Annotated in this window: 21 protein-coding genes; 14 read left to right on the forward strand and 7 right to left on the reverse strand. The window is 57.2% G+C overall.

The features are described from left to right. Positions 1-110: 110 nt before the first annotated feature. Both edd and CFB02_RS04100 read left to right on the forward strand, forming a co-directional pair. Complete coding sequence (edd, locus tag CFB02_RS04095; protein ID WP_088556980.1) at positions 111-1,931, forward strand: phosphogluconate dehydratase; 1,821 nt, start codon at positions 111-113, stop codon at positions 1,929-1,931. Next, entirely contained in the window at positions 1,928-2,893 is a 966-nt protein-coding gene (locus CFB02_RS04100; RefSeq protein WP_088556981.1) for a glucokinase, read from the forward strand. Before edd ends, CFB02_RS04100 begins: the two co-directional genes overlap by 4 nt. Positions 2,894-2,914: 21 nt before the next feature. On the opposite strand, the gene CFB02_RS04105 is transcribed toward CFB02_RS04100, so the two are convergent. After that, the gene (locus CFB02_RS04105) at positions 2,915-3,655 is read right to left on the reverse strand and encodes a nitroreductase family protein (RefSeq protein ID WP_088556982.1); all 741 of its coding nucleotides are present in this window, start codon (positions 3,653-3,655) and stop codon (positions 2,915-2,917) included. A gap of 92 nt (positions 3,656-3,747) precedes the next feature. Between CFB02_RS04105 and CFB02_RS04110 the strand changes: the two genes are divergently transcribed. Beyond that, a complete protein-coding gene (locus tag CFB02_RS04110; protein WP_088556983.1) occupies positions 3,748-4,371 on the forward strand; it encodes a uracil-DNA glycosylase family protein in 624 nt (207 codons plus the stop codon). Here CFB02_RS04110 and glpD read toward each other — a convergent pair whose 3' ends face one another. The 3 genes from glpD to CFB02_RS04125 all read right to left on the reverse strand — a co-directional run bounded on the left by glpD (position 4,372) and on the right by CFB02_RS04125 (position 8,089). Beyond that, complete coding sequence (gene glpD / locus CFB02_RS04115) at positions 4,372-5,874, reverse strand: glycerol-3-phosphate dehydrogenase (RefSeq protein WP_088556984.1); 1,503 nt, start codon at positions 5,872-5,874, stop codon at positions 4,372-4,374. A 94-nt stretch (positions 5,875-5,968) separates the two neighbouring features. Then, positions 5,969-6,730 carry a DeoR/GlpR family transcriptional regulator gene (locus tag CFB02_RS04120; protein ID WP_088556985.1) on the reverse strand — a complete coding sequence of 254 codons (762 nt, stop codon included), beginning with the start codon at positions 6,728-6,730 and terminating at the stop codon, positions 5,969-5,971. A 108-nt stretch (positions 6,731-6,838) separates the two neighbouring features. After that, positions 6,839-8,089, reverse strand: coding sequence for a substrate-binding protein (locus CFB02_RS04125; RefSeq protein ID WP_088556986.1), 1,251 nt, complete (start codon positions 8,087-8,089; stop codon positions 6,839-6,841). Positions 8,090-8,490: 401 nt separating this feature from the next. Here CFB02_RS04125 and CFB02_RS04130 point away from each other — a divergent pair, with 401 nt between their 5' ends. Then, positions 8,491-9,384 (forward strand): FAD:protein FMN transferase, encoded by an 894-nt coding sequence (locus CFB02_RS04130; protein ID WP_227519311.1) that lies wholly within the window; start codon positions 8,491-8,493, stop codon positions 9,382-9,384. A gap of 21 nt (positions 9,385-9,405) precedes the next feature. On the opposite strand, the gene CFB02_RS04135 is transcribed toward CFB02_RS04130, so the two are convergent. The 3 genes from CFB02_RS04135 to CFB02_RS04145 are packed head-to-tail and all read right to left on the reverse strand — an operon-like array spanning position 9,406 to position 14,710. After that, on the reverse strand, positions 9,406-10,965 hold the full coding sequence (locus CFB02_RS04135; RefSeq protein WP_014577490.1) for a hypothetical protein: 1,560 nt from the start codon (positions 10,963-10,965) through the stop codon (positions 9,406-9,408). Positions 10,966-10,977: 12 nt separating this feature from the next. Further along, complete coding sequence (locus CFB02_RS04140; RefSeq protein ID WP_172835797.1) at positions 10,978-13,443, reverse strand: LamG domain-containing protein; 2,466 nt, start codon at positions 13,441-13,443, stop codon at positions 10,978-10,980. Between the two features lie 31 nt (positions 13,444-13,474). Then, on the reverse strand, positions 13,475-14,710 hold the full coding sequence (locus CFB02_RS04145) for a hypothetical protein (protein ID WP_088556988.1): 1,236 nt from the start codon (positions 14,708-14,710) through the stop codon (positions 13,475-13,477). Between the two features lie 170 nt (positions 14,711-14,880). Between CFB02_RS04145 and CFB02_RS04150 the strand changes: the two genes are divergently transcribed. From CFB02_RS04150 to CFB02_RS04195, 10 genes are all read left to right on the forward strand, one after another. Then, on the forward strand, positions 14,881-17,580 hold the full coding sequence (locus tag CFB02_RS04150; RefSeq protein WP_088556989.1) for a PD40 domain-containing protein: 2,700 nt from the start codon (positions 14,881-14,883) through the stop codon (positions 17,578-17,580). 22 nt (positions 17,581-17,602) lie between these two features. Then, a complete protein-coding gene (locus CFB02_RS04155; protein WP_088556990.1) occupies positions 17,603-18,355 on the forward strand; it encodes an SH3 domain-containing protein in 753 nt (250 codons plus the stop codon). Next, on the forward strand, positions 18,325-18,969 hold the full coding sequence (locus CFB02_RS04160; RefSeq protein WP_088556991.1) for an outer membrane beta-barrel domain-containing protein: 645 nt from the start codon (positions 18,325-18,327) through the stop codon (positions 18,967-18,969). Before CFB02_RS04155 ends, CFB02_RS04160 begins: the two co-directional genes overlap by 31 nt. Positions 18,970-18,980: 11 nt before the next feature. After that, positions 18,981-19,484 carry a TlpA family protein disulfide reductase gene (locus CFB02_RS04165; protein ID WP_088556992.1) on the forward strand — a complete coding sequence of 168 codons (504 nt, stop codon included), beginning with the start codon at positions 18,981-18,983 and terminating at the stop codon, positions 19,482-19,484. 141 nt (positions 19,485-19,625) lie between these two features. Then, positions 19,626-19,739, forward strand: a complete 114-nt coding sequence (locus CFB02_RS18435) for a DUF4266 domain-containing protein (protein WP_264753975.1) — start codon at positions 19,626-19,628, stop codon at positions 19,737-19,739. 43 nt (positions 19,740-19,782) lie between these two features. Next, on the forward strand, positions 19,783-20,886 hold the full coding sequence (locus CFB02_RS04175; RefSeq protein ID WP_172835852.1) for a DUF3570 domain-containing protein: 1,104 nt from the start codon (positions 19,783-19,785) through the stop codon (positions 20,884-20,886). Positions 20,887-20,905: 19 nt separating this feature from the next. Next, on the forward strand, positions 20,906-21,457 hold the full coding sequence (locus CFB02_RS04180; protein ID WP_088556993.1) for an AraC family transcriptional regulator: 552 nt from the start codon (positions 20,906-20,908) through the stop codon (positions 21,455-21,457). Between the two features lie 8 nt (positions 21,458-21,465). Beyond that, positions 21,466-23,409 (forward strand): hypothetical protein, encoded by a 1,944-nt coding sequence (locus CFB02_RS04185; protein ID WP_227519315.1) that lies wholly within the window; start codon positions 21,466-21,468, stop codon positions 23,407-23,409. Continuing rightward, the gene (locus tag CFB02_RS04190) at positions 23,402-26,287 is read left to right on the forward strand and encodes a tetratricopeptide repeat protein (RefSeq protein WP_088559159.1); all 2,886 of its coding nucleotides are present in this window, start codon (positions 23,402-23,404) and stop codon (positions 26,285-26,287) included. Before CFB02_RS04185 ends, CFB02_RS04190 begins: the two co-directional genes overlap by 8 nt. Continuing rightward, on the forward strand, positions 26,274-26,843 hold the full coding sequence (locus CFB02_RS04195; RefSeq protein WP_088556995.1) for a tetratricopeptide repeat protein: 570 nt from the start codon (positions 26,274-26,276) through the stop codon (positions 26,841-26,843). The genes CFB02_RS04190 and CFB02_RS04195 overlap by 14 nt, the downstream gene beginning before the upstream one ends. Positions 26,844-26,848: the final 5 nt, after the last annotated feature.

Genomic DNA, 26,848 nt, shown 5'->3' on the forward strand with positions numbered 1-26,848 from the left:
AACAACAAAAAAAGAAGAAATGAACGATCCAACGGTGGAAATGCCAAAAAAAGGAAGTAAAATTACGTCTAAAAACGACCACTTTAATAAATTACGCAATGGAGCCCACCATGCACCCGACCGTAGATAAGGTTACCCAGAGAATCATCGAGCGCAGTCGCCCAACGCGGCAGGATTACCTGAACCGCATGAATGCCCTCAAAGCCCAGTCTCCACACCGGAGCTCTCTGTCCTGCGGCAATCTGGCCCACGGTTTCGCGGCCTGTAATCAGGGCGACAAAGACACCCTGAAATTCATGAACAAGGCCAACGTGGCCATGGTAACGGCCTATAACGATATGCTTTCGGCCCACCAACCCTACGAAAAGTTCCCGGATATTATTCGGGAGGCGGCCCGTGGAATGGGGTCGGTGGCTCAGGTGGCCGGGGGTACGCCGGCCATGTGTGACGGCGTAACCCAGGGCCAGCCGGGTATGGAGCTGAGTCTGTTCTCCCGGGACACCATTGCCATGAGTACGGCCGTGGCCCTCAGTCACAACATGTTCGATGCCACGCTGCTTCTGGGGATCTGCGACAAGATTGTGCCTGGCCTTCTGATCGGCTCGCTGAGCTTCGGCTATCTCCCTACCATTCTGGTCCCCGCAGGGCCGATGCCTTCAGGGCTCCCGAACAAGGAAAAGCAGCGGATTCGCCAGCTTTACGCCGAGGGCAAGGTTGGCAAGGAAGAATTGCTGGAGGCCGAGAGCAAATCCTATCACAGCCCCGGCACCTGTACGTTTTACGGCACCGCCAACAGCAACCAGCTGTTGGTGGAAGTCATGGGCCTGCATATGCCGGGGTCGGCGTTTGTGAACCCCAATACGTCGCTCCGTGATGAGCTTACCCGGGCGGCGACCGAGCAGGTGATCAAACTGTCCAAGCCTCACGGTGGCGAGCTGGGTCTGGGCGATATGGTGGATGAAAAGAGCATCGTCAATGCTCTGGTGGCGCTGCTGGTTACTGGCGGTTCCACCAATCACACCATTCACTGGATAGCGATTGCCCGGGCGGCGGGGATCATCATTGACTGGAACGACTACGCCGAGCTTTCCTCCGTGGTTCCGTCCATGACCCGGATCTACCCTAACGGGCAGGAAGACGTGAATGCTTTCCACGAGGCTGGCGGAACGCCGTTCCTGATCAGGGAGCTGCTGAGCGGCGGATACCTGCATAACGATGTGAACACAGTGGTTGGCTATGGCCTTGAGCGCTATACCGAGATGCCGGAGTTGTCGGATGAGCAACTGGTGTGGAAGCCCGCGCCGGAAAAAAGCCTTCGCCCGGATGTGCTCAGCCCGGTTGCCGAGCCGTTTGCACCCGATGGTGGGCTGAGGGTGCTTGATGGCAACCTCGGTCGGGGCGTTATCAAGGTCTCTGCCGTTGCCCCGGAGCACCGTAAAGTTGAAGCGCCGGCCGTTGTTTTCAACGACCAGAACGAACTCAAGGCAGCCTTTGAGGCAGGGGATCTGGACAGGGATTGTATTGTGATCGTGCGTTTCCAGGGTCCCAAGAGCAATGGTATGCCAGAGCTGCACAAGCTTACCCCCTACCTTGGCGTGTTGCAGGATCGCGGATTCAAGGTTGGTCTGGTGACGGATGGCCGTATGTCCGGTGCGTCGGGCAAGATACCTGCGGCGATCCATGTCTACCCGGAGGCGCTGGACGGTGGCCCGCTGGCCAAAGTCAAGAATGGCGACATGGTTTGTCTGGATGCCGAGAGTGGTGTTCTTGCCATCCGCGTGGATGATCAGGAGTTCGCCGGCCGGGAATCTGAAAAAGCGGACCTGACCGGGTATCATCACGGTTACGGTCGGGAGTTGTTCGGCTGGATGCGACGCGCTGCCAGCAATCCCGAGGAAGGGGCCAGCTTTTTCTGGAATCATGAGGCATGACTGCAACACACTATTCACTGGTCGGTGATATTGGTGGCACCAATGCGCGTTTTGCCCTGGTAGAGCAGGGAACCCTGCAGCCTCGCGCCATCGAGATTTTGCCCTGCGGGGAATACGCGAACCTCGATGACGCAGTGCGGGATTATCTGGCTAGGGTTGGGGTTTCGGAGGTCGATGGGGCCTGTCTGGCTGTTGCCTCACCGGTTCGCGGGACCCAGGTTCGGATGACCAACAACCACTGGCTTTTTGATACCGAAGAAGTCCGCGCACAGTTTGGCTGGTCCAGGTTCAAGGTGATCAATGATTTTACCGCCATGGCCCTCGGCGTTCCTCACGTTGCGAACGACCATCTGGTGCATGTTTGCGGCGGCCCCGGTGACAGCCGGCGCCCCAGGCTGGTGATGGGGCCTGGAACCGGGCTCGGTGTTTCAGGGCTGGTACCCATCGAGCATGGCTGGGTGCCGTTGATGACCGAGGGTGGCCACGTGGATTTCGCGCCCACGGACGATACTGAAATGACTGTGCTGCGAATTCTCAAGGCCCGGTTTGGCCGGGTTTCCGTGGAAAGGATTCTGTGCGGTCAGGGCCTGTTGAACCTGTATCAGGCCCACGCGGAAATTCAGGGTAAGGTCGCATCACTGGATGCGCCGGAGAAAATCACCGCGGCTGCGGTAGAAAACACCGACAGCCTGGCCCGCCACACGCTCAGCCATTTCTGTGAAATTCTCGGTCGGGTAGCCGGCAATGGCGTTCTGACCCTGGGTAGCACAGGTGGTGTCTTCCTGTGTGGCGGAATCCTGCCGCGCTTCCTCGAGTTCTTTCTCGAAAGCCCGTTCCGTAATGGCTTTGAGGATAAAGGAAGAATGCGCCCGCTGCTGGAGTTTACACCTGTCTATGTAGTCACCGAGCCCCACACAGGCCTGCTGGGAGCTGCCGAGGCACTGGGCAATCCGGAGGTCTGACGCCGGATTGCCGTTGCTGGATTAGAGGTAGTGCACCAGCTGCCGCTGATCAAAACGGTACTGGCGATTATAGACGCCGTTTTCTGCCCGTCGGCCTGCTGCCAGTACCATGGTTACCAGTCCTTTTCCGGGCAGATTAATCAGCTTCTTCACTCGATGCTCGTCAAAACCCTCCATGGGGCAGGAATCATACCCGTGGGCGCGGAGCGCAAGCATCAGGTTCTGGGCGGCCAGGGCTGTGGATTTGGTAGCCCAGATTTTCATCTCGCAATTGGAGTAGGGCCCCCGGGGCACAGGTCGGGTAATTCCCACCGCAAGGCCTGCCGCTTTTTTCGCTAAACCCAGAATACCAAGCGGCCCCTGGTTGTAATGAATGGGGGCGACTTTGCGGTAGTATTTTTCAACGATGGGCGGCAGTTTCTCTTCTGGCCAGTCCTCAAGAGCTTGCCGTGCATGAGCCCGCCAGCTATCCGGTCGGGCAACCACTACGATCAGGGCAGCGGCGGTTTTCGCTGCATTCTGGCCAAGACAGGCGTGGGCGAGTTTTGCCTTCAGCTCCGGAGTGCGGACAACGAAAAACTCCCAGGGCTGAAGGTTACTGGAATTCGGAGCCAGGGTTGCCAGTTCCAGGCAATCTTCAAGCACTGCCTCAGGAATCGGCTCATCGGTGAAGCGTCTGATGGAGCGGCGCGTGCGAACAACTTTCCGGAACTCTTCGATATCGATTTCCGGCAGCGGGAGAGAGCCTGCTTTCGCATTCATGATGTTTCCTTCGAGACTTGTTGTGTCGTGATTGTGCCTCTATCGTTACGGGAAATGACGGTATATGCAATCACCCTGATAACGGAACGCTCATGACAGAGGACTTTTCCCGGCTTCCCTTCGATGACCTGGTTCGACGTGTGCGTGCATGCACCATCTGTGCAGATGTTTTGCCCTATGGACCAAGGCCTGTCATACAGATATCTGAAAGCGCCAGAATTCTCGTAGTCGGGCAGGCTCCGGGCCGGCGCGTGCATGAAACCGGATTGCCCTTCAACGATCCGAGTGGTGATCGGCTTCGACAATGGATGGGGGTTACCCGGGATACCTTCTATGACGAGCAGAAGCTGGCAATCCTGCCAATGGGGTTTTGCTATCCGGGTACTGGCAAGTCCGGGGATCTTCCGCCGCGTCCGGAGTGCGCGCCAGCCTGGCGGAACCTGCTGCTGGATCGTCTGCCGCAGATTGGGCTCACGCTGGTTATTGGGCAGTATGCGCATGCCTGGCATCTGGCCGGTACCGGAAAGTCCGTCACGGAAAACGTCAGGCGATGGCGGGATTACTGGCCAGATGTGGTGCCCCTGCCGCATCCCAGCCCCAGGAACAATGGCTGGCTGCGAAAGAATTCCTGGTTTGAGGCTGAGTTAGTTCCTCAGGTGCAATCACTGGTCAATAAAACTCTGAATACAGATGGTCTCTCTGCATCATATGAGTGATCAGTGGCGGGTCAGTGCTGCCTCATCAAGGTAGCCTTGCAGAAGTTCCCTCTTCGCATCTGAGATGTAGAGGCCCTGCTTGGTTCGTCTCCAAAGAACGTCCTCTGAGGTAATGGCCCATTCACTGGCAACCAGATAATCCACTTCACTCTGGAAAAGAGTTGGAGTGAAAGCGGTTCCAAGATCTGCCAGGGAGTGACAACCCTGAAGAAAGTCGAAGGCGCTCGTTCCATAGGTTCGCACATAGCGGGAAATTGCCGTTTCCGGGAGCCATGGGAACCGTATTTTCATCTTTTCTGCCAGTTCATCCTGATTCTCGAAGTCGCCACCGGGCAAAACGGCACTTCGAGTCCACTCCTGGCCCGCCTCGGGGAAATAGTCACAGAGCCTGTTCGTAACTGCTTCCGCAAGCTTTCGGAAGGTAGTGATCTTGCCGCCGAAAACTGAAATCAGAGGGGCATGGTCAGCGCCCTCGCTGACCTCAAAAGAATAGTCCCGTGAAGCCTTCTGGGCAGGTTCTCCTTCGTCGTCCATGAGTGGTCGCACACCGGAATAGGACCAGACAACATCCTGAGTGTCCAGTTGCCGCCTGAAGTAGGCGTTCACAATATCCAGAAGGTAATGGGTCTCCTCCGGGGATATGCTGGCGGCCCTCGGGTCGCCTTCGTACTCAACATCCGTGGTGCCTATCAGCGAAAAGTTGTCCTCGTAAGGGATTACAAAGACAATTCTTTCGTCCTCATTTTGCAGGATGTAGGCTTCCGTGCCCTGATTCAGGCGGGGAACGACAATGTGACTGCCTTTAACCATCCGGATCTGTTTCGGCGCCTTCATGCTGAGACTCTCGCCAAACAGGCGACTCACCCATGGTCCAGTGGCATTGATAATGACTTTTGCAGACACCGTTGTCTCGGCTCCGGAAAGCATGTCCTTCAGCGTGGCGTTCCATTGATCCGGCCCCCGCTCTGCTTTGATGCATTTTGTTCGCGTCAGGATCTTTGCACCTTTCTGTGCTGCTTTTTTTGCAGTCAGCACGACCAGTCTCGCGTCGTCTACCCAGCCGTCAGAGTATTCGAAACCCTTGGTAATATCGGGTTTGAGAGGCGAATCCTTCCCAAAAGAAATTGATCGGGAGCCAGGTAGAATTTCCCGTTTGGCAAGATGGTCGTACAAAAATAAACCGGTACGAATCATCCAGGCTGGCCTGAGATGCGAGCGATGCGGAAGCCTGAACCGCATCGGCCACATGATGTGGGGAGCGTTTCGCAACAGCGCTTCTCGCTCTGCAAGGGCCTCCCGAACCAGGCGGAATTCGTAGTGTTCGAGATAGCGAAGGCCGCCGTGAATCAGTTTGCTGCTGCTGGAAGAGGTGGCAGAGGCGAGATCATCCATTTCACAGAGCATCACTTTCAGGCCTCGCCCGGCCGCATCCAGGGCAATGCCAGAACCATTCACCCCGCCTCCAACTACAAGTACGTCGTAGACATCCTGATCGTGTGCCACTTTTCCAATCCCTGAACGCGCGTTGATTTAATCCGTTGATTATGGGGAATGGCGTTTTGTTCGTAAAGGAAAGTAACGAAGAAAAACGAATATATCAGTCAGCAATGTGAAACTCTACGCTATTCGTTTCAAGCAGCTTGCGGATCTTCTCTGGCGGCGGAGCATCGGTAAAAAGGTGGTGTGCCTGGCCAATACTCCCCAGACGCACCATGGCACTGCGGCCAAACTTGGAGTGGTCTGCGGCCAGCAGCACTTCAGTAGAGTTGGCAATGATCGATTGCGCAACCCGGACTTCACGGTAATCGAAATCCAGCAGGGAGCCGTCATGGTGAATGCCGCTGATGCCGATGATTCCGTAATCCATCTTGAACTGGTTAATGAAGTCTACAGCGGCTTCACCGACGATGCCGCCATCGCGGTTGCGTACCTCGCCGCCTGCAATGATGATATGAAAGTCTTCCTTCGCTGAGAGGATAGAGGCGACGTGAAGGTTATTGGTGACTATGCTGAGACCTCGCTTTTGCAATAGTGCTTTGGCGATGGTTTCGGTAGTTGTGCCAATATTGATGAACATTGAAGATTTATCAGGTATGTGCTCAACCAGGGCTCGTGCTATCCGTTCCTTGGCTTCCAGATTCATGATTTTACGGTGTTGGTAAGCGGTATTAACCGTGCTTGAATCCACCCCTGCGCCACCGTGATGCCTGCGCAGTCGATTTGTCCCGGCCAGCTCATTGAGGTCCCGCCTGATGGTCTGTGGCGTAACGCCAAACTTTTCGACCAGCTGCTCTGTCGTTACGAATCCGGATTTTTGTATCAAGTCCATGATCTGCTCGAGACGATGCTTCTGCGCCATCCTGGGGCCTCATTGTTATGTTCGAAAACGAAAGTTTACGCAACGCGCCGGAAAGTTCAAAAAAAAGCCCCGCCAATTTGGGCGGGGCTTCTCGGGGATGGATTCCTGTCAGAGGGTCAGAGGCTTGCCAGCCTCCCGGCGTCGCTCTTCCCATTCTTCCCGGGTTTGTGCGGCCTGATCACCGGGCATGGAATCAATGATGCTGAAATAATCGGAACTGTATTCATCAGCAATGATGGTGTCGCGTGGTTTTACTTTCACCACATACACCGTCTGGACATTCTGGTGATCGAATTCGCGCCAGTACTGCTCATCCTTCAGGAACGTGTATCTGTGTCCCTCCAGGGCCCTGATGAGGCTGGCGGTATTGGTGGTTCCGGTACGTTCCACTGCATCCTTGTATTGATAGACGATGCTGTAAGCTGAGGCCGCAGCGGTAGACGGCCGCATTTCATACCGAGCTGAGAAGGCCTCAACAAACTCTTTTCCTCTCGGATAGTTCAGCTCGTAGGGTACGTTCCATACCCAGGGGGAGCCACCGATAACGCCCTCCATAATGGTGGGGCCTACCTGCCGAGCCATTCCCAGGGTCAGGTTAGGCACAACAATCTGCATTTTCTTGGTAAGGCCCATTTCGTAGGCAACATTCAATGCTCTCACCATGTCGTCGCCGAACAGGACCATCATCAGAACCTTGGCGTTACTGGCCTCTGCCTGCTCCAGCGCCTCCCTGAAATCGGTAATCAGTGCCCGGGGGAAAGGCGTTTTCACGCCCTGGTGGCGGTCAGTGTCTTCGGTTCCCGAGAACTTGCGAACAGACTCCTCCACAGACCAGCCCCAGGTGTAGTCGGCGGTAATGTAGAAGTAATCGTCTTCCGCATGATTGGTGGTCAGATACTGACTGAGCGCCTTTGCGGTCATCCAGGCGTTGTAGGGCTCACGGAACATGTATGAATGCCCTTCGGCGCCGGTGGTGGCGTTCGAGTAGGTCAGCGTGCCGAAGTAGATCCGGTTGCGATCTCGAGCAGCTTTGCCTGAGGCAATGGCAACGGCGCTGGACACACCGCCGAACACCATCTGGACGCCTTCACGGTCGATGAGTTCTGCGGTGTTCTTTGCACCTTGTGCAGGGTCACCGCGGGTATTTCTGATTACCAGCTCCAGCTGACGCCCCATCACGCCACCGGCTTTATTGATTTCATCAACCGCCAGAAAGGCGCCCAGACGTTGTTGCAGACCCTGATCCTTGTAACGACCGGTTTGGGGATAATTCAGGCCGATTTTAAGGGTTTCGGCATACACAGTGGTGCTCGCCAGCAACAGCAGACAAGCAGAAAAGAGTACTTTTCTGACGTTCATTCAGGTTGGCCTCCGGAATTGCAGCGCCAATGGGGAAAAGGGCTGCCAATCATTGTTTTGATTATTTGTTAAGCAACGCTAGTGTCTCTGCTGATTATGAAGCCAACAATGGGACAAAAGTGGAATTTTGGGTAACAAATTGTAGGTTAGTGATCTGCATCTTGTCTGGCCTATGTTGTTCCCATGAATCGGTTCGGCTGCCGCCGAAGAAATGGATATACTTTCCGGAATTGCCCGGTGTGGGCTTCGCGGCAGCCAATGGAGTTGTGTGGGTCTTGGTAACTATAAAGCGCAGGAAATTCGGACTTGGATCGACTCTCTCGTCTCTTGTGGCGGCAATGGGGCTTGTCTTTGTCCCGATGTCGGCCAGCGCCGAGTGGTATCGGTTTTCGGATACTGCAATGACAACGCCTATCGAACTGGAGTTCTGGGCGGAAGATGACGAGCTGGCGAACCGGGTTGGCAAAGAGGTGCTGGCGGTTTTTCATCAGGTTGATGAACAGATGAGTCGGTATCGGGAAGAGTCCGAGGTCTCCAGGCTCAACCGCAATGCACCCGACGGGCCAGTAGAAGTCAGTGACGGGTTGTTCGAGGTGATTGAAAAAGCACGGGAGGTTTCTCTACTCAGCCAGGGCGCCTTCGATATCACCTTTGGCTCAGTGGGTTACCTGTATGACTTCAGGGCCGGCAAAAAGCCCACGGACGAGGAGCTCCGATCCGGCTTGCCGCGGGTGAATTTTCGGGATGTGATTCTTGATGAGGATGATCAGACGGTCGAATACCGGCAGGCAGGGATTCTGGTAGACCTCGGTGGCATCGCCAAAGGGTATGCAGTGGATCTGGGAATCGAGCGTCTGGTCAGTTTTGGCATTCGCCATGCCCGGCTGAGTGCTGGCGGCGACATGCGACTGTTAGGGGACAAGCGGGGCCGGCCCTGGTACGTGGGCATTCGGGACCCCCGTTCAGAAGGGCGCAACGCGGTGGTTTTGCCGCTCGAGGATGTGGCCGTGTCCACCTCCGGCGACTACGAGCGGTTCTTCGTGGATGAGGCGGGAGAAAGGGTTCATCACATCCTGTCGCCTGAGACCGGCAAATCGGTCCAGGGTGTCCAAAGCGTGACCATTATCGGCGAGGATGCGTTGACAACCGACGGCCTCTCCACGGCGGTTTTCGTGCTCGGGCCCAAAAAGGGACTGGAGATGATTGAGCGTTTGAAGGGTATCGATGCTGTGGTTATCGATGATCAGCGCATGATGCACGTTTCAGAAGGCCTCGTTCCGCCCCAATCAGACTAGGGGCGGAACGAGCAGTTTCCGTCAATTTCCGATAGTGCCGTTCACGACATTCGAGAACGCAATCAGGCTGTCCTGGGAGGTACCATTGCCCAGCCCGTGGCCGTTGAAACGGGTACCGAAGTCACCCTGCTCCCCGTGCAATGCCATGTAGTTGAGCAGCACGGTCTGAACCAACTGGTTGACGTTGTTGGCCGCAGGACTGGAGGCCGTTTCCACCGACGCATCAGAGCGCATGAAGCCGATCTGCCTGCGAATCGGAGCGGGGCGGCCCGCCGGGTTGTAAACCAGGAAGAACGAGGCGGCCGTCTGCTGGTTATCGCCGGTCCATTCGCCCTTGCCACGACCGTCCATGGAATCGTCGATTCGGCCGTTGCTCGACACCGAGCCGTCACTGAACACATAGAGCATCAATGGCATTCCTACCCGGGCGGCGTATTCCAGACAGGCGCCCATACACCGACCGGCCTGTTCATCACGACGCTCGCCGGTTCCGCGCTCACCCGTATGGTAGTCGTAGCCGCCCATGGTGATCGTGCCGGCGCCAGCGTAGCCGTTCAGCACCAGCTTCATGACAGACGCAGTTTTGCGGAACTCACGGTTATTATTGAACTCATCGCGGGTGAAGATGCCGGTAGGGCCCACGATTTCGAGGTCCAGCTCTGGATCCAGTTCTGCCGGATTGCCGAAGCGGTCTGCCAGGTCTGCACTCTTGATGTAGCCGCAACGAACCAGATCCTTGACGACGTCGTCTGTAGAGATGCCGGTGTTGACCTGATTCATCTTGGCGTCGCTGATGCGCTGAATGGATTCCATCACGGCGACCGCGTCTGATTGATCCAGAATGCCAATCAGGTCGCCTACATCTACCAGGCCGGTAACGTCTGATGGCCGGTCAATCTTGGTGGGGCGAACCTCCGGATTGATCAGGTTCATCGGTGCCAGCGAGTTACCGCCGGATTCCGAACTCTGGGACCCTATGAGGGAGAGCAGGGAGCCGTCGGCACCCGCGTGATGGATGCCGTACATCGGGTTGTGGGGGTTGTTTCCGGTGTCGTTTTCCGAGCGGGCCGCAATAATGGCGCCGTCGATTCCTGCTCGGGTGCCGGCACTCGTGCTCTGGAGAATGCCGCGCAGGAAACCACTGTCCGAATGGAACGCCAGGCCCAGCTCAGTGTTCACGAACGCCGGGTCGTTCGGCAGCATGTCACCTGGTAACCCGAGTTTGTTGTAGCCCGCGGTGCTCAGGAAATCCATTTGCCCACCGGATTTGCCCATCAGCACGTTAGAGCCGGCAATGTTGGCGCCTCCTGCCAGGTCAAAGCAGATAAACGGAATCTTGCCGGCGCCCTGAACCGCGATGCCACAGCTTGCTTTCAGCGTTTCCAGGTCTGAAGAGAGCGCCGCGGATGCTGTTCTCGGATTACCGAACAGGCTGAACAGGGAAGCACCGAACACCGTCGCTGAGCCTGCCATCAGGCCCTGTGCGATAAATTCGCGGCGGGTCCGTGGCTTGCCGTGATCGTCGTGGAGCAGTGGGCTGCCGTTGGCCAAAGGCTTTTTACGGGATTTGCGTATAAACATGATCGGCTTCCTCTACTGAACCAGGGTGGTGGCGCTGCCAAGCACGGCGGCACAGCTTGCTTTCACGACTGTTTCTGTGCGGTCAGGCTCACACCCTGTATCACAGCTGGTCAGTCTATCCATGAGCTCGCTTAGCTCCGTTTCGATTGCGCTGTCACCAGGCTGTGATGCCAGGTTGCTGCCCACAAAGCGCGACAGCAATGGCCCGGTAACCAGGCTCTTGCCACCGTGGTCGAAGGCGGTGCTGGCCGGGGCGGAGAAATCGAACCCTGGGAACATCTGGTCCCGAAGCTGCGCATTTGAGACCAGGGCATCGCAGTACTGGATGGCCATCTGGGTAACGGCCATCTGATGAGAGGACAGGAAACCCTGAATAGTCTCTACCGTAGGCAATTGCTGCTTCACGGTGGTGTATGTGTTGAATACAGCCTGATTGGTTGTGGGAACACCGGTCATCCTCGACATGGACTCGTTTATCTCGTCAAAAGTCTTCAAGCCGATCTCCGATGACGGTGGCAGGTCAGCGGGTTCCGGCTGCGGCGGCAGCGAGGGTTCGGATCGGGCAAAGTTGTTTCCGCCCAGTTGGTCGAACGTCAGGAAGAACTCATCGTTTCCGGGCCCATTCTCAAGAGCGATGATGGTGCCCAGGGAGGAGAGAGGTTGCCCGGTACCCGGTTCATAGCTGCCACTGTCGAGGGTAACGTCCAGATTGGCCCAGGCCTGTCCAACCGTTGCCTCCTTGCCGTTAATGCCCAGTCGCATGCCACGCAGCGGAATATTTGATGGCTCGACGGAGTCATCAAGGCTGATGAAGAAGGGACTGGTGAATCTGTACGCGTAGCTGTCGAACTGGCTGACTTCGAACACGATGAAACTCTCGGGCAGGTCGATCAGGTGAGAGACCCCGAACAGAAGATAGAACTTCTGGCCAACGCCCACCTCAAAGTTGGCCTGGACCTGTTCCGGTGTCAGCGCCCGATTATGGATGGCGACCATCCGGATCGCGCCCTGCCAGGGCGAGTTGCCATCGGTCTCGTTGCCAAGGACCAGGGCAAAACTGTCGTCCCATTCGGTCAGCAGTCCGCCGTCGTCCGGATCAACATCGCCGGTTGGAACGCCATTCACGAAGATCTGGCGACCGGTCGCCGGCGTGTAGTTAACCACCACGTGCTGGAGGGTTGCCTGCAGGAGCATGTCGGCGTCCTGGGTTGCGAAAGGCGTATTTTCGTCACTGGTGGTGCTGCGATGCAGTACCTCGTAACGCTGGAGCGACTGGCTCAGGGTGACGTTGCGGGTGGTGGATGAGCCGGAGTAGGTCACGATCCGGGCATCTTCCTGGGTAATGTTGCCCGGGGCGACCCAGGCCTCGATGCTGTATTCGCCGGAGGCGGTCAGCAGGGTGTGCAGCTTCCGGCTGGCGGTGGTGCTGCCCTGGGCCTTGCCCGCGGGGATCATGAAACCCTGCTCGTTTTCGCCCGCCGGGCCAAGGTCGATGCCCCAGCCGCCAACCCAGTCAACGTTTCCGCTAAGGGTCAGATCCAGCGCTGGCGATACGCCGCTGGTATCAAAGGCAGTCTGGCCTTCACCAAACTTGAATTCGTACAGGGCAATCACGTTGTCTTCAAACCGGCCGCCGGAGTTTGCGAGCAGGCCGTCTGCCTGCAGGTTGAGTGCCTTGCTGGCAACGATTGCCGGGTCCACGGGTTGGGCGCTCAGATCCTGGACCATTTCAAGAATCTTCAGTTCCATCAAATCGGCTGAGGCTTCGCAGTCGTCGTCCCAACAGTTGTGGAAGTCGTAGCGCAGACGTTCAACCAGTCGGGATGCGCCCGGATTCATAGGATCAATACGGCTTTTCGCCTGATCGTAGGCAGTAGTGACATCGGCGCTGGCAATGTAAGGGGTTTGCCCACCATCAGCATGGCAGTCGCTGCAATACTGTCTGAGTTCGGGGTATACCGTGGTGGAAAACAGGCCAGTGTCGGTTGGAAGGGCAACCGTGGCACCCGGTTCTTTGAGCGCTGGAGCGCGAAGTTCCACGGTTTTGGCAGAGCCTTCTGACCCGCCTGCCCAGTTGGAAATATAGGTGGTGAGAATGTCCACACAGGCTGACGTGCTTTGGAGCCAGCAATTGTGGCCACCGGCTACCTTGGTCACCATTGTGGACTGGGATGGGTCAGACAGGTTTACAATAGAGTTCGCCTGGGCATAAGCAAGGTTCACGTCCTGCTCATTGACGAATGTCGGTGCCTGGCCGTTGGAGCCGTGGCACGCGCCACATTTATCCTGGGTGACCAGGTTGTCCCACACGGTGCGTTTGAAGTTGGCCACGTCATCGGTCGAGGGGGCAGGCCCGTTGTAAGTAACCGCGCCGGAATTCTGGGTGGTATTCGGCAGTTGTTCCGTGGATTCGCCGCCGCAGGCAGAAAGCAGAAGGGCCAGGGCAGTGATGGCAAGGACCGATTTGAGGGAGCTCATGGAAATTCCTTTAAATGTTTTCATAGCGTCCTCACTCCCCCATGCAGTACACGGCGGATTCTGCGAATACCTGCTTCAGGTCGTAACCCTGACTTGCGAAGCTGGCAACCATACTGCTTACTTGCGAACGGTCTGCGCTGTTGGAGGGAGGTCGCAGGCAGACATTCTCGAACACCTTCTTGACCTGGCACTCTGCGAAGGCCTCGGAATTCGCGAATTCCATACCCAGGCTCTTGGCACCGCTGCCGGAACCCGGGAGTGAGGGATCCCATCCCAGTCGGCGATTGGCGCCCTGGCGCCAGTAGTTATCCCAGCTGTCGTCAGGTGTGACATAGCCCTGCTCGAAGGTTGCAGAGTTGATGTGGTACTTGGCCTGAACCCTGGATCCGGTTTCTGGATCTGTTTCGCCAATGGCGTTGTAGACCAGCCTGCCCAGTTCTCCATCGGGGTCGGTGTTGGCGTCATACTCGTAGTCGTAGTAGGCAAACGCCTGGGTCATGGGGTCCATGCCGGTGTGGCAGCCAACGCAGTTGTTCAGGAATACCCGGCTGTCACCACCCGGGCTGCGGGAAACATCCTGGCGAATGCGGTCCGTGGGCAAGGTAACGTCCGCAACCTGCTCCAGGTCGTTGCACATGTGATTGATCAGTGTGAAGCGGAACATCGCCCGGTTGGTGCCGGCACTGAAGAAAGCCCGGGCGGAAGCTCTTGATGTAATGACGCCGGCGGTGGCCGAGGGAGGAAGGCCCGTGTAGGTCGACTGGTTTACCCGCTCCAGGTTGTCCTTAAGGCTGGCTCCACTGTTCTCGAGAGATTCGTAGTGGTTGTTGTTGCTGGTGGAGTAGTTTGGCAGGTTCAGGGATGCATTCCCGATGTAAAGAACATCGTCATACAGAACTTTTCGGAAGTCTTCCCCGTCCCGCACCAGGCCAATCACCGTGGCAATGTAATCATTGAGGGGCACGAACTTTGACATCGCCTCGTTGGTCCAGGGGGCTGCAAAATTCTTCAGGGTGACGTCGTAGAAAGCGCTGTCTTGCATGGCCGTGAACGCGGCATCAATCGCTCTGCCGGACTCTATGTCGCTCGCCATATCGTCAAGGACGACGTCAGAGGGTGGCACGCCGGCGACCCGATCGTGAATTCTTTTGGCCTGCTCCCTGGGGCCAGCCTGAACAAGGCTGGCCTGTCCAGACACCAATGCGACGAGAACTGCGGTACTGCAAGCCTTGCAAAGCAGGCTTCTGATCCTGTTCCGGACGGTCATGTCCTTTCCCTCGGTGATCGATAGCATGTGCACATTAATGCTTTTTGACAATTGTTAAAAGTTTACGGCTTGCTATATCCTTCGTTTTGAGCCGTAGGCCACGTTATTACATTGCGTTACGTAAAACCCTTGGAGCCTGCCAGCGGAACCGACTTAATTTATGTCATGGAATGTCATCCGAAACAGGGTTTCTCACGTTGGAAATTAGGTCGTCCACTCTAAACATCTCTCGCAGTGCTCGCCTGGCTATCGCACTCTGCTCGCTTGCAGCTCTGTCTGGCTGTCTTTCGAGCAGCGACAGTCAGCAGGCGGATCCGGTTGTCGTCGAGAACCCTGTGGCTTATGTCGAACGGGCTCTGCTTTTTGACGAAAACACCGGGGCCCTGGTCGAGGACAACCTGGCCGACCCGAGCGCTTTCCGCCCCGGAGCGCGGCTGTTTCTGAAGGCCAGTGCCACTGCGGACGCCGAGACGCGAGATGTTGCCTCCAGAGCATTCGCGGGGCCGCAATTCCTTGATGACAATGGTCAGTTACGTTACGACGTGAAAGATCTCCACGTTTCCCACGACGGCTCCAGACTGCTGTTTGCCATGCGTGCGCCGGAAATCGAGGACGCAGACGACGAGGATCAGCCAACCTGGAATATCTGGGAATACGACGTTAGTACCGACATCCTGCGCCGGATCATCGATTCGGACGTTACCGCCCGGGCCGGGCAGGACGTTGCGCCAGCCTATCTGCCTGATGGCAGAATCGTTTTCTCGTCAACCCGTCAGCGGATTTCCAAGGCGGTGCTGCTTGATGAAGGCAAACCCCAGTATTCCGGTCTGGACGAGGAGGGTGATAGCCCCGGGTTTGTTCTGCATGTGATGGACGACGATGGTCAGAACATTGAACAGATCACCTTCAATCAGAGCCACGACCTCGACCCCATGGTGGCGGATGATGGCACCATTGTGTTCAGCCGCTGGGATAATGCCGGCCAAACCCGGAACAACGGTGTAAACCTCTACCGCGTCAACCCTGACGGCACTGGCCTGAGTTATCTTTTCGGTCGTCACTCCCACGATTCGGTTCCAGAAGCGAACGACATACAGTACCTGCAGCCACGCCAATCAGACAGCGGCAATCTGCTCGTGCAGCTGAGGCCGTTTGAAACAGATGATTACGCGTCTGTGTTGGCGGAAGTCGATGTTGACCAATTTGTTGAGGCCAATCTTCGTCTCGATGGTACCGAAGGTTCGGGCCAGCGCTCGCTTGTGCCCGGCGTGGGCCTGGATGGCCAACTGTCGCTGAAAGGCAGTTATGCATCGGTTTCACCGCTGCTTGATGGTACCAACCGCTACCTGGTCAGTTGGACACCTTGCCGGCTGCGTGAAACAGCGACCGACCGGATTGTGAACTGCACGGAAGATCGCCTGCAATCCGAAGACTATCAACCCGCAGAGCCCGTCTACGGTTTGTGGCTTCTGGATATCAACAGCGAAACCCAGCGGCCGGTGGTCCCGCCGGTAGAGGACGTTCAGTTTGATGAGGCGGTCCTGATGAAGGAGCGGCCTCTGGAAGGGTTCATCCCGGAATCCCAGTTCACGGGTGATGAGGGGGCCCTCGGCGATGCCGGCTACGGCGTCCTGCACATTCGAAGCGTCTATGATATCGATGGAGTGGACACCACGCCGACTGGTATTGCTGCAATGGCTGATCCGCTGCAAACGCCGCCGGAAAATCGCCCGGCCAGATTCCTTCGACTGGAAAAGCCCGTGGCCATCCCCGATGAGAACGTCCGGGATTTCGACAACAGCGCCTTTGGCCGCAGCCGGGCTCAGCTAATGCGCGAGATACTGGGCTACGTGCCGATAGAGCCTGATGGTTCAGTGAAGGTGGCGGTGCCCGCCAATGTTGCTTTTGCCATCAGTATTCTCGATGAGAAAGGCCAGCGTGTTGGTGGCGCTATGGGCAACCGGCACCAGAACTGGCTCACGGTGCGCCCCGGCGAGACCCTCGAATGTTCAGGGTGCCACAACCCGAACAGTCCGACACCCCATGGCAGACCGGATGCCGGTCCAACGTCCGTGTGGGGTGGGGCCGCAACCACGAGCCTTCCGTTCCCGAATACCGACCCGGCTCTGTTTGCCGACATGGGTGAAACCATGGCTCAGGTGTTTGCCCGCATCAACGAGATTCGCCGGCCGACGCCGGATGTGATCTATGCCGATGAATGGTCTGGAGATGCCGTGGATCCCAAGCCTGACAGCTTTGCCTACGCCTATGCCGATCTGCAGACACCGCCGCCGATATCTGGTGTTTGCGCCACCGACTGGGCGCCGAATTGCCGGATCGTGATCAACTACGAGCAGCATATTCATCCGCTGTGGAGCTTAAACCGCGAGATACTCGATCCGGAAACCATGGATGTACTCGATACCACTTGCACAGGTTGTCATACCAACACCGATGCACAAGACGCTCAGCAAGTGCCTGCTGGACAACTGGACCTCGGCGATGGTCCGTCACCGGCCGAACCGCTGCACTTCAACGCCTACCGGGAACTGCTGTTCCCGGATAACGAGCAGGAACTGGTGAATGGTGCCCTGGTGGATGTGCTGGTGGACTCCGGGGAAGTGCTGGAAGACGAAGAAGGCAACCCGATCCTGGATGCCGAAGGAAATGTGCAGCCGATCATGGTGACGGTTCCGGTTCAGGCCTCAATGTCTGTCAACGGCGCCCGTGCCAGTGAGTTCTTTGATGTATTCGTCGAGGGGGGAACTCACAGAGATTTCCTCACGCCCGCCGAACTACGACTGATCGCAGAATGGCTGGATATTGGTGGCCAGTATTTCAACAATCCGTTCGACGCTCCGGAAGACTGATCCAAGGACTGAAACTCGCACCATGCCCATTGCCATTCTCATGTTTCTATTGTTTTTGCCGGCTCAGAGCTGGGCTGGCTGGCTGTGGGGCCAGGCTGAAGAAGACGTGGCGCAAGTGCAGGTGACGGAGCCCTATGTGTCCTGGCGAACCGGCCCGGCAACTGGCTACCCGGTTTTCCATACCAGCGAAAAAGGGGAATGGCTAACCATTCTTCAGCGCAAGACCAGCTGGATCAAAGTAACGGACTCCCGGGGCCGGGAAGGTTGGGTCGCCGTTGCCGATATCGCCCAGACCATCGATGGCACCGGTAATCGAGTGGCTCTTCAGGTGCCGGATTTTGAAGCCTTTGGAAGCCGCCGTGTGGAAGCCGGATTGATGATGGGGGAGTTCGATGGTGCCGCTGTCACGGCAGGCTACGGCGGCTTCTGGATGACCAGAAACCTGTCCGCCGAGCTTTGGGCTTCTCAGATTCTGGGCAGCGCCTCGGAAATAAGAATGGTTAATGCGAATCTGGTGCATCAGCCATTTCCTGACTGGCGGGTATCACCCTTTTTTACCCTGGGGGTCGGGCATATCTGGGTTGATCCCAAGGCCACTCTGGCTCAGCCCGAAGAACGGGATAACAGCATTGGCCATGCAGGGCTTGGCATCCGCGCCTACATCACCGATCGATATTTCATCCGTGCCGAAGTGAAGGACTACAAAGTGTTCACTACCCGGTCCACCAACGAAGAAGCGACAGAATGGAAAATCGGACTAAGCATCTTTTTCTGAAAACGCTGTGTTTCGGGGCAGGGCTATTCATAGCCACGGCAACCCAGGCCCAGGACGATCGGCCGCTGATCGAGCCGGATGTGACCCCGGTGCCGGTCACCGAGGCGCTGATTGACACCGAGAACTTTGAAATCGGCGCTTTTGTGGGCGTGCTCAATATCGAGGACTTCGAGTCGTCGCTGCTGTATGGCGGCAAGCTCACCTACCACCTCAGCGAGTCCTTCTTTTTCGAGGCCGGAGTCGGCTTCGCTGAGGGTGGAGAAACCAGTTTCGAGAAGCTGGCCGGTAACGTGGAGGTGCTTACCGACAGCGAGCGGGATTACAGCTATTACAACATCAACCTGGGTTACAACGTGCTTCCAGGCGAGGCCTTCCTCACCGAGAACTACGCGTTCAACACCAATTTCTATCTTATTGCAGGTGCTGGCGCTACCGATTTTGCGGGTGACACCCGGTTTACCCTGAATGCCGGCGCGGGCTATCAGGTTCTGTTGACGGACAGCGTTGCAGTTCAGATTGGCGTAAGACAGCACTACTACCGAATAGATGTTCTTGGGGCCGAGAAAACCTCCATGAACACAGAGGTCAGCACTGGCCTGTCGGTCTTTTTCTGATTACAGGAGCAATGGTTATGAAAGCATCCATAAGGTCATTTGCAGTAGCGGGCGTCCTGGCCTGTCTTAGCCCTATGGCGGGCGCCGAGGCCATCAATGTGCCAGCTCCGGATTTCACCCTGGAAAGCCGTTCCGGCGAAAACCTGAGGCTGGAGGATCATCGTGGTGAAGTGGTGATGCTGAACTTCTGGGCGTCATGGTGTGGCCCCTGCCGCCAGGAAATGCCGCTGATGGATGAGCTCTACAGCCAGTACAAGGATCTCGGCTTCACGATTCTGGCGGTCAATGTGGATGAAAATCGGGAAGAGGCTCATCGCTTCCTGGACAAGGTGCCCGTGAATTACCCGATTCTCTACGATCCGGAGAGTTCGGTGAGCGAGCTTTATGAAGTGCAGGCCATGCCAACCACCGTGATGATTGATCGCGATGGTAATGCCCGGTATCTCCACTACGGCTATCAGCCGGGTTACGAAGACGAGTACGAACAGCAGATTCGCGAGCTGGTGCGCGAATAATTTTCGGACGGAACGTTTATGCGTAATTTGTCGATCTTCACTGCCTCTGCTCTTTTGGTCGCGACCTTCACGATCTCTGGATGCAGCTCAATCAAGCCGTGGGTAAAACCCTATGAACGGGATAATCTGGCGGATCCGGTCATGAGTCTCAGCCGTCATGGCAAAGCGGATTCCTACATGCATCACGTCTATCAATCCCGGGAGTCTGCGCGGGGAGCAGAAGGCGGTTCTGGGGGTGGCTGTGGCTGTAACTGACGGCAAAAGGTTATTACGCTCCGTCTGCGCTCTGTTCGTGCTGATGTTGGCCGGGCAACAGGCGATTGCGGCGACCTTGCCAGTGGATAACGTGGATGTTCTCTATCACCGCTATGACGGTGGTGGCATGGTCATCGATGGCCCCTCAGTTCTGGTGCGCAAGGGTATTGGCTCTTCGGTTTCGTTCTCCGGCCAGTACTATGTTGACTCCGTTTCGGCTGCATCCGTGGACGTTCTGGCCACGGCGAGCCCCTATGAGGAGGAACGCAACGAGTACACCTTTGGTGTTGATTACCTGCACGATAAGTCCATTCTGAGTCTCGGCTTTACCAACAGTACGGAAAACGATTACGAAGCCAACACCGTTTACTTCTCGCTCAGCCAGGAGTTTTTCGGGGGCATGTCCACAGTAACCATGGGCTATGCCAGCGGCTGGGATGAAGTGGGCCGGGTTGGCAACGATTCCTTCAGCGAGGAAGCTGATCGTCGGAACTATCAGCTCGGACTGAGCCAGGTCGTCACCCGCAACAGCCTGGTAGGCCTGGATCTTGAGGTGGTTACGGATGAGGGCTTCCTGCAGAACCCGTACCGACAGAACCGCTACATCGACCCGAACGATTCCACAGCGTTCCTGTATCAACCGGAGCGTTATCCGGAAACCCGAACAAGTACCTCCGTGGCCTTGCGAGCGCTTTACTATCTGCCGTATCGCGCCTCAATTCGCGGTGAATACCGTTATTTTTCAGATACCTGGGGCATCAACGCCCACACGGTCGAACTGGGATACGTACACGGATTGAACCAGCACTGGACCCTTGAGGGTTCCATTCGTTACTACAGCCAGAGCGAGGCGGACTTTTACAGCGATCTTTTCCCATTCGAGAACTCCCAGACACACCTGGCCCGTGACAAGGAACTCAGCTCCCTTTCCGGGACAACCCTGGCGGTGGGCGCGGTCTACGAATGGAAGCAGACGTCGCTTCCCGGCATCGATCGCCTGCAGTTCAGCCTACTGGTTGACTGGCTGAATTTTGAATATGACAACTTCCGGGATGTCACCGCAGCCGGTGACTTTCTCCCCGGCGAAGAACCCCTTTATTCCTTCGATGCCTACGTAACCCGGGCGTCGTTGATTCTTGAATACTGAGCATGCAGGAAGAACGACCATGGCCACTTGCTTGAACTCCCGATTTCCGGTGCTTTTAGCGGCATTGACCCTCGCCCTGATAGCCCCCGCATTTGCCCAGACCAATCCCGGGGCGGAGAAAGATGATACAGCCGTCGCCGAGCAGGTGGAGGCGCTCAAGAAGAAAGTGATACGCCTCAATCGTGACCTGTTTATCCTTGAGGAAGATCTGCTTTTTCCAGCCAATACCCAGGTTGCCGTGTTTCTCAGCGTTGATGCCGGGAAGTTTCTGAAGCTGGATGCGGTCAAACTGAAAGTCGACGACGAGATTGTTGCTTCCCACCTGTATACGGAGCGACAGGTGACTGCCCTTGAGCGCGGCGGCATGCAGCGGCTATACGTCGGCAACCTGAAAACCGGCGTCCATGAGATGACGGCGTTTGTTGAGGGAATCGGCCCGGATCAGCGGCCATACAAGCAGGCGGCCTCCCTGGAGTTTGAGAAGGGCACCGGAACAGCCGCTCTGGAAATCCGTGTTGAAGATCGCTCCTCCAACTACCAACCCTCCGTATCCATTGTGGAGTGGGAGTAAGCCGCGTCGTGGGATTGAAAGCAAGCCAGCCTTCAGGTCGACGCCCGTTCATTTACGCGGGTGCCCTACTGTGGCTGATGATGACCCCGGTCCATGCCGACGAGGCGCAACCCGAGCGGGCGAAGGACCTTCGTTATGGTTGGGCGTTGTACGAATACCATCAGGGTAACGCCTTTGAGGCTCTGACCCAGCTGGCCGTGGCGCGCGAACGGGGCGGCATCCAAGGACACGGAGATCATCCGGCTCTCGTCGAGGGCGGGCTCATGCTGTCCTGGGGGATGACCCGAGAGGCGAGCAGGTTGTTTACACAGCTACTCGGGGCCGATGGCGCCGGCAGCAATCTGTCGCCCGATGTTCGTAACCAGGCCTGGTTCTATCTCGGTAAGGTGTTCTACCTCGAGGGGAACCAGGCGCTCGCAAGTGAGAACCTTGATCGTGTCGATGGCGAGATACTGGCCGAGGCCGACCACGATCTTTTCCGCGAATGGATTTATCTGCGCTCCCGGCTGGTCATGATGTCTGCCCGCCCTGATGATGAACCCGAACTGGCTTCGCTTCGGGACCAGCTGGACGAAACGGACATCTGGTTCCTTTACCTCCGGTACAATTCCGCGGTCTCCGCTCTCGATGCGGGAGACGGAGCTGCCGCCGAACAGGAACTGAAAAAGCTCATCGCCATCCTCGACGAGTCCATTGACTCCGTCGAGCCAGATGCCGAACGGGAGGGCCTGCTGGGCCGCGCTCGCCTCTCGCTTGCGGGCCTGTATCTGCGTGACAACCAGTTTGAGGCAGCTCTGGAGGTCCTGGGAGCCATGCCACTGACCGGCGTGTTCGCCGACCAGGCTCTCTTTGACTACGCCGTTGCCGCGGCGGGCCAGGGCAGGCCGGAGAGGGCTCTCGACGCCCTCGATACTCTCGCGAACCGTGAACTGTTTTTGCCCTGGCGCCAGCAGGTTCCCTTTGCCCGCGCCTATGTTCTTGAGCAGATGAATGCTCCACAGCGTGCATTGCCTGCGTTTAAAAAGGCAGCCGACCATTACGAGGCCCGTATCAGGGAGCTCGACAATATCCGGGATCGGCTGAATGAAGAAAATCTGATGGCCCAGCTTGAGTTCAGCCGTGACAGCGACGGGATTCTTACAGATTCCTATGGCCGGCTGCGCGTGCAGCCCCTCGATTCTGGTATGGCGGAAGTGCTGGCTTCGGAGACGTTCCAGCAGGCGCTTGCCGAATTGAACGAACTCTACCGAATGCAGTCCTTTATCGCCGAGCGGCAGTCCAGGTTCGAATCGTTCCGGATCATGCTGGAGACCCGTGAGCAGCAACGGCAGATTCGTATTGCCGAGACCCGTCGGGCACTCGAAACCCAACAGGCAGACCAGTGGCGGCAATTGCACGAGGACTTCACGGACAGAATTTACTCGGCGCTGGCAGACGAAGATGCGGGATTCTTCATGACCTCGCAACAAAAAGCGCTCAGAGACAAGCTCGCTGAGGTTGAGGAAACTCTGGCGGATTTGCCTGACGACGCGACGACCGCCAGGCAGCGTGCGACGTATCGGCGGATGCGTGCCTACTTCGACTGGTGGATTGCGGATGACTATGGAATCAATCGCTGGGCGGCGCAAAAACAGCTCATGCAACTGGATCGCGAGATGCAGAGCTTTCAGGCCCAGCGGCAACGGGTTGAAAGCCTGATGGCCGATGATGCCCGCCATGCGGAACTGGCTCGGCGGATCGCTGCCAGCGAACGGGAACTCGCGACTCTTGGAACAGAGGTTTCCGAGGCATTAGGCAGTGCCCGGCAAACACTCCTGGCGCAGGTTGATCGGATGCTCGCTGCCCAGCAACAGGAGCTTAATGGATACCTGCTGGCCTCTCGCCACGCCCAGGCGAGACTAGCGGACCAGTTGTTCCGCGCATCGCAAAATGCAGGTGCCGGTGATGAATAATCGGATGGCCGGCAGGACTGTTAAAGGCCTTCTCATGGTTGGGGCCTTTGTCATGGCGAGTGGCTGCCAGATGTTGCAGTCGATGATGCCTGCCGGTGGCGAAGAAATGCCGCGAGTCCGTGAGGGCACTCTGGCTGCGCTTCCGGCGATCGAAACTCGGCAGGAAAGTGCCGATGCAGAGGCCGGCAGCGGCCCCGCAGAAGATGTTTCCATTGAAACGGTGATGGACAGTTACAAGGCGCTTTTGCCACTCGTAGAGGATCCCCGCAAGCAGGTTACCATCAGGCATCGGTTGGCCGATCTGGAGTTCCAGCGTGCGGAGCGGAAAATGGCGGATTCGGCTGTCGATGAACTGTCCGGAGCCATTGATGCCTACCAGCGTCTTCTGTCGGAATATCCAGAGCGTGAGGGCAATGACCAGATCTATTATCAGCTTGCCAGAGCCTGGGAGCTTCGAGGCGCGACGCCGCAGCAGCTTGATGCCCTGAATACTCTGGTCCGCCGCTACCCGGATTCAGAATACTGGGTTGAGGCTCAATTCCGCCGCGGCGACCTGTTGTTTATCGATGGCCGATACGGGGAAGCGGAACAGGCCTTCGACGAGGTTACCCTCGCGAGCCAGGAACGCATGGCCGATCCATCGTTCCTGGTGAACGCGCATTACATGAAGGGCTGGAGTCTGTTCAAGCAGGCGCAATACCAGGAAGCGCTCTTCAGTTACGTAGAAGTGCTTGATCTTGTCATGCCCGAGGGCAGGCCGGTGGCGGACGTGGATCAGCGGAGCCAGACACTGATCGAAGATCTGTTCAGGGTGGTAGGGTTGTCCCTGTCGTACCTTGACGGAGCGGAAACCCTCCAGGCGCTTTTCCGCCAAACGGGTGGTCGCCCCTACGAAATACTGGTCTACGACCGCTACAGCGAGCTCTTGCTTGAGAGAGAGCAATACAGTGATGCCATCGATGTCTTCGAGGCCTACATAGAAGACCATCCGGAGAGTCCCTGGGCGCCGCGCTACCACATCCGGATCATTGATACCCTTGAGCTGGCCGGTTTCACCCGTACGATCCCTGAACGAAAGGCCGCCTTTGTCAGCCTTTACGGAATTTACAGCGATTACTGGCAGTCAGCGGGCCCCGATGCGATTGGCTTTATCGAGCAACAACTGGAACAACTGTTGCCGGAACTGGCGGACCGCCAGTACCTGCTGGCAGGGGAGGCGGAGGATGATCAGCAGGCGGACGATCATTACCGCAAGGCCGCCAGTTATTACGCCGAATTTGCGGCTACCTTCCCGGACCACCCCCGTACACCGGAGCGGCTGTTCCTTCTGGGTGAGACATACCTGGAGCTGGAAGACTGGCCGGCAGCAATCGCAGCTTTCGAACGCGTGGCCTATGACTATCCGGAAGACACAGTAGCCGATCGGGCAGCTGAAGCCGGGTATGCCTCGGTGCTGGCATTCCGGGAGTACTCGCAAACCTGGGAGAGTGAACCGGTATCGGAGCGGATGGCCTATCAGGAGCTGCAACAACTGAACCGGCTGCGGTTCGCAAATGCGTTTCCCGGCGACGCCCGGGCGCCGGCGGTGTATTACATTGCGCTGCAGCGTGAATTTGACCTGAACAACTGGGAAGAGACCGTCAATATGGCGGCCCGACTTGTTACCTGGCAGCCCACGCCTCCGGATGAATTGACGACGGAAGCTTTGCTGTTATCCGGGCACAGCCTCTCCGAACTGGCCCGATACGCCGAGGCGGAACAGGCTTATCGTGACGCCCTGGCAACAATGGCCGAAGACGATGAACGCAGAAGCGGCGTTCGTGAAAATCTGGCAGCCGCGGTCTATCGACAGGCGGAGCAGTTAGCTGATGCCGGAAATGTGGAGGCTGCGGTGAGCGAATTCCTGCGAGTCGGCACGGCCGTTCCAGAATCCGCTCTGCGGGCAAACGCCGAATACGATGCTGCCTCACTTCTTATCACTGCCAATCTCTGGGAGCAGGCCATCGGTGTGCTGACCAGTTTCAGGCGGTCTTTCCCCAATCACGAGCTGATTGACACAGTCCCTGCAAAACTGGCGTTGGCCTACCGTGAAACGGAGCAGTGGGAGCGAGCCGCCGACGAACTCCAGCAAATGGTCTCCCTTGCCAAGACGCCGGAAGAGCGAAGGGAAAACCTGTTGATTGCAGCAGAACTGTACGATCAGGCCGGTAACCGGGAGAAGGCGATTGATACCTGGCGAAATTACGCCAACAGCCACCCCGAGCCGACGGACGTCTACATGGAAGCGGCCAATCGGCTGGCTGAGCTCTATCAGGAAGACGGGGATGCCGAAAGCAGGGATTACTGGTTGCGAAAGCAGATGGAAACGGTGGACCGGGACCCGGACGCCACGGACGATCGCATGCGGTACCTTGCGGCGTCAGCCTCTGCAATCCTCGCCCGCGACGCCCTTGCCCGGTATGACGGCATCAGGCTGACTCTGCCACTCAATCAAAGCATGACAGCGAAGACCGATGCGCTTGAACGAGCGGTCAACGCCTACAAGAAGACGGCCAGCTATGGCCTTTCATCATTTGCAACCGAGGCCGGTTACCAGATCGCCCACATCTATGCACGCCTCGGTGCCGATCTCATGGACTCGGAGCGGCCCACCGGATTGAGCGAGCTTGAACTGGCTCAGTACGAGCTTCTCCTGGAAGAGCAGGCCTACCCGTTTGAGGACAACGCCATCGATATCCACGAGCAGAATATCCGGCGGGCCCGGGAGGGCATTTTCGATGAATGGGTCAAGCGCAGTTACGAGGCCTTGAAAGCCCTGTTGCCCGGACGTTATCGGAAAGAAGAAGTTACCCAGGGGGTTGTCTATGAGCTCGATTAAGGCCTGCGGACTCTGTCTTTTCGTGATGTTTTCGCTTTCGGGGTGTGTGACGGCGCCGGCGCCGCCGGAGTCTGAGGCAGAAGTTGAGCAAGCTGCACTGGAAGCGTCATTCGCCAAGGCAGTGAGTGCCATGGAGGAGGGAAACCTTGTCGAGGCCAAAACCCGATTCGAGCAACTGGCGAGCGACTACCCCGGAAAAGCCGGCCCCATGGCCAACCTTGGTATTATTGCGTTCCAGCAAGAGGATACCGAGACCGCGAAAGGTTGGTTTGAACGCGCGCTGGCGGTGAATCCTGAACATGTCCAGGCGCTGAATCATCTGGGAGTAATTGCCCGGAACGCCGGAGAATTCGACGAAGCAGAACGGTATTATCGCGCGGCACTGTCTGCTGATCCGAATTACGCACCTGGGATCCTTAATCTGGCCTTCCTGCTTGATATCTACCTCGGCAAACCTGCCGAGGCGGTTGACCTTTATGAGCGTTATCAGTCCGCGGCCAGTGAGCCGCACCCCAGACTGGAAGACTGGATCTTCGATGCCAAAAACAGAATCTGATGTGG

Origin of the sequence: Marinobacter sp. es.042 (assembly GCF_900188315.1) — a bacterium.
Classification (GTDB): domain Bacteria; phylum Pseudomonadota; class Gammaproteobacteria; order Pseudomonadales; family Oleiphilaceae; genus Marinobacter.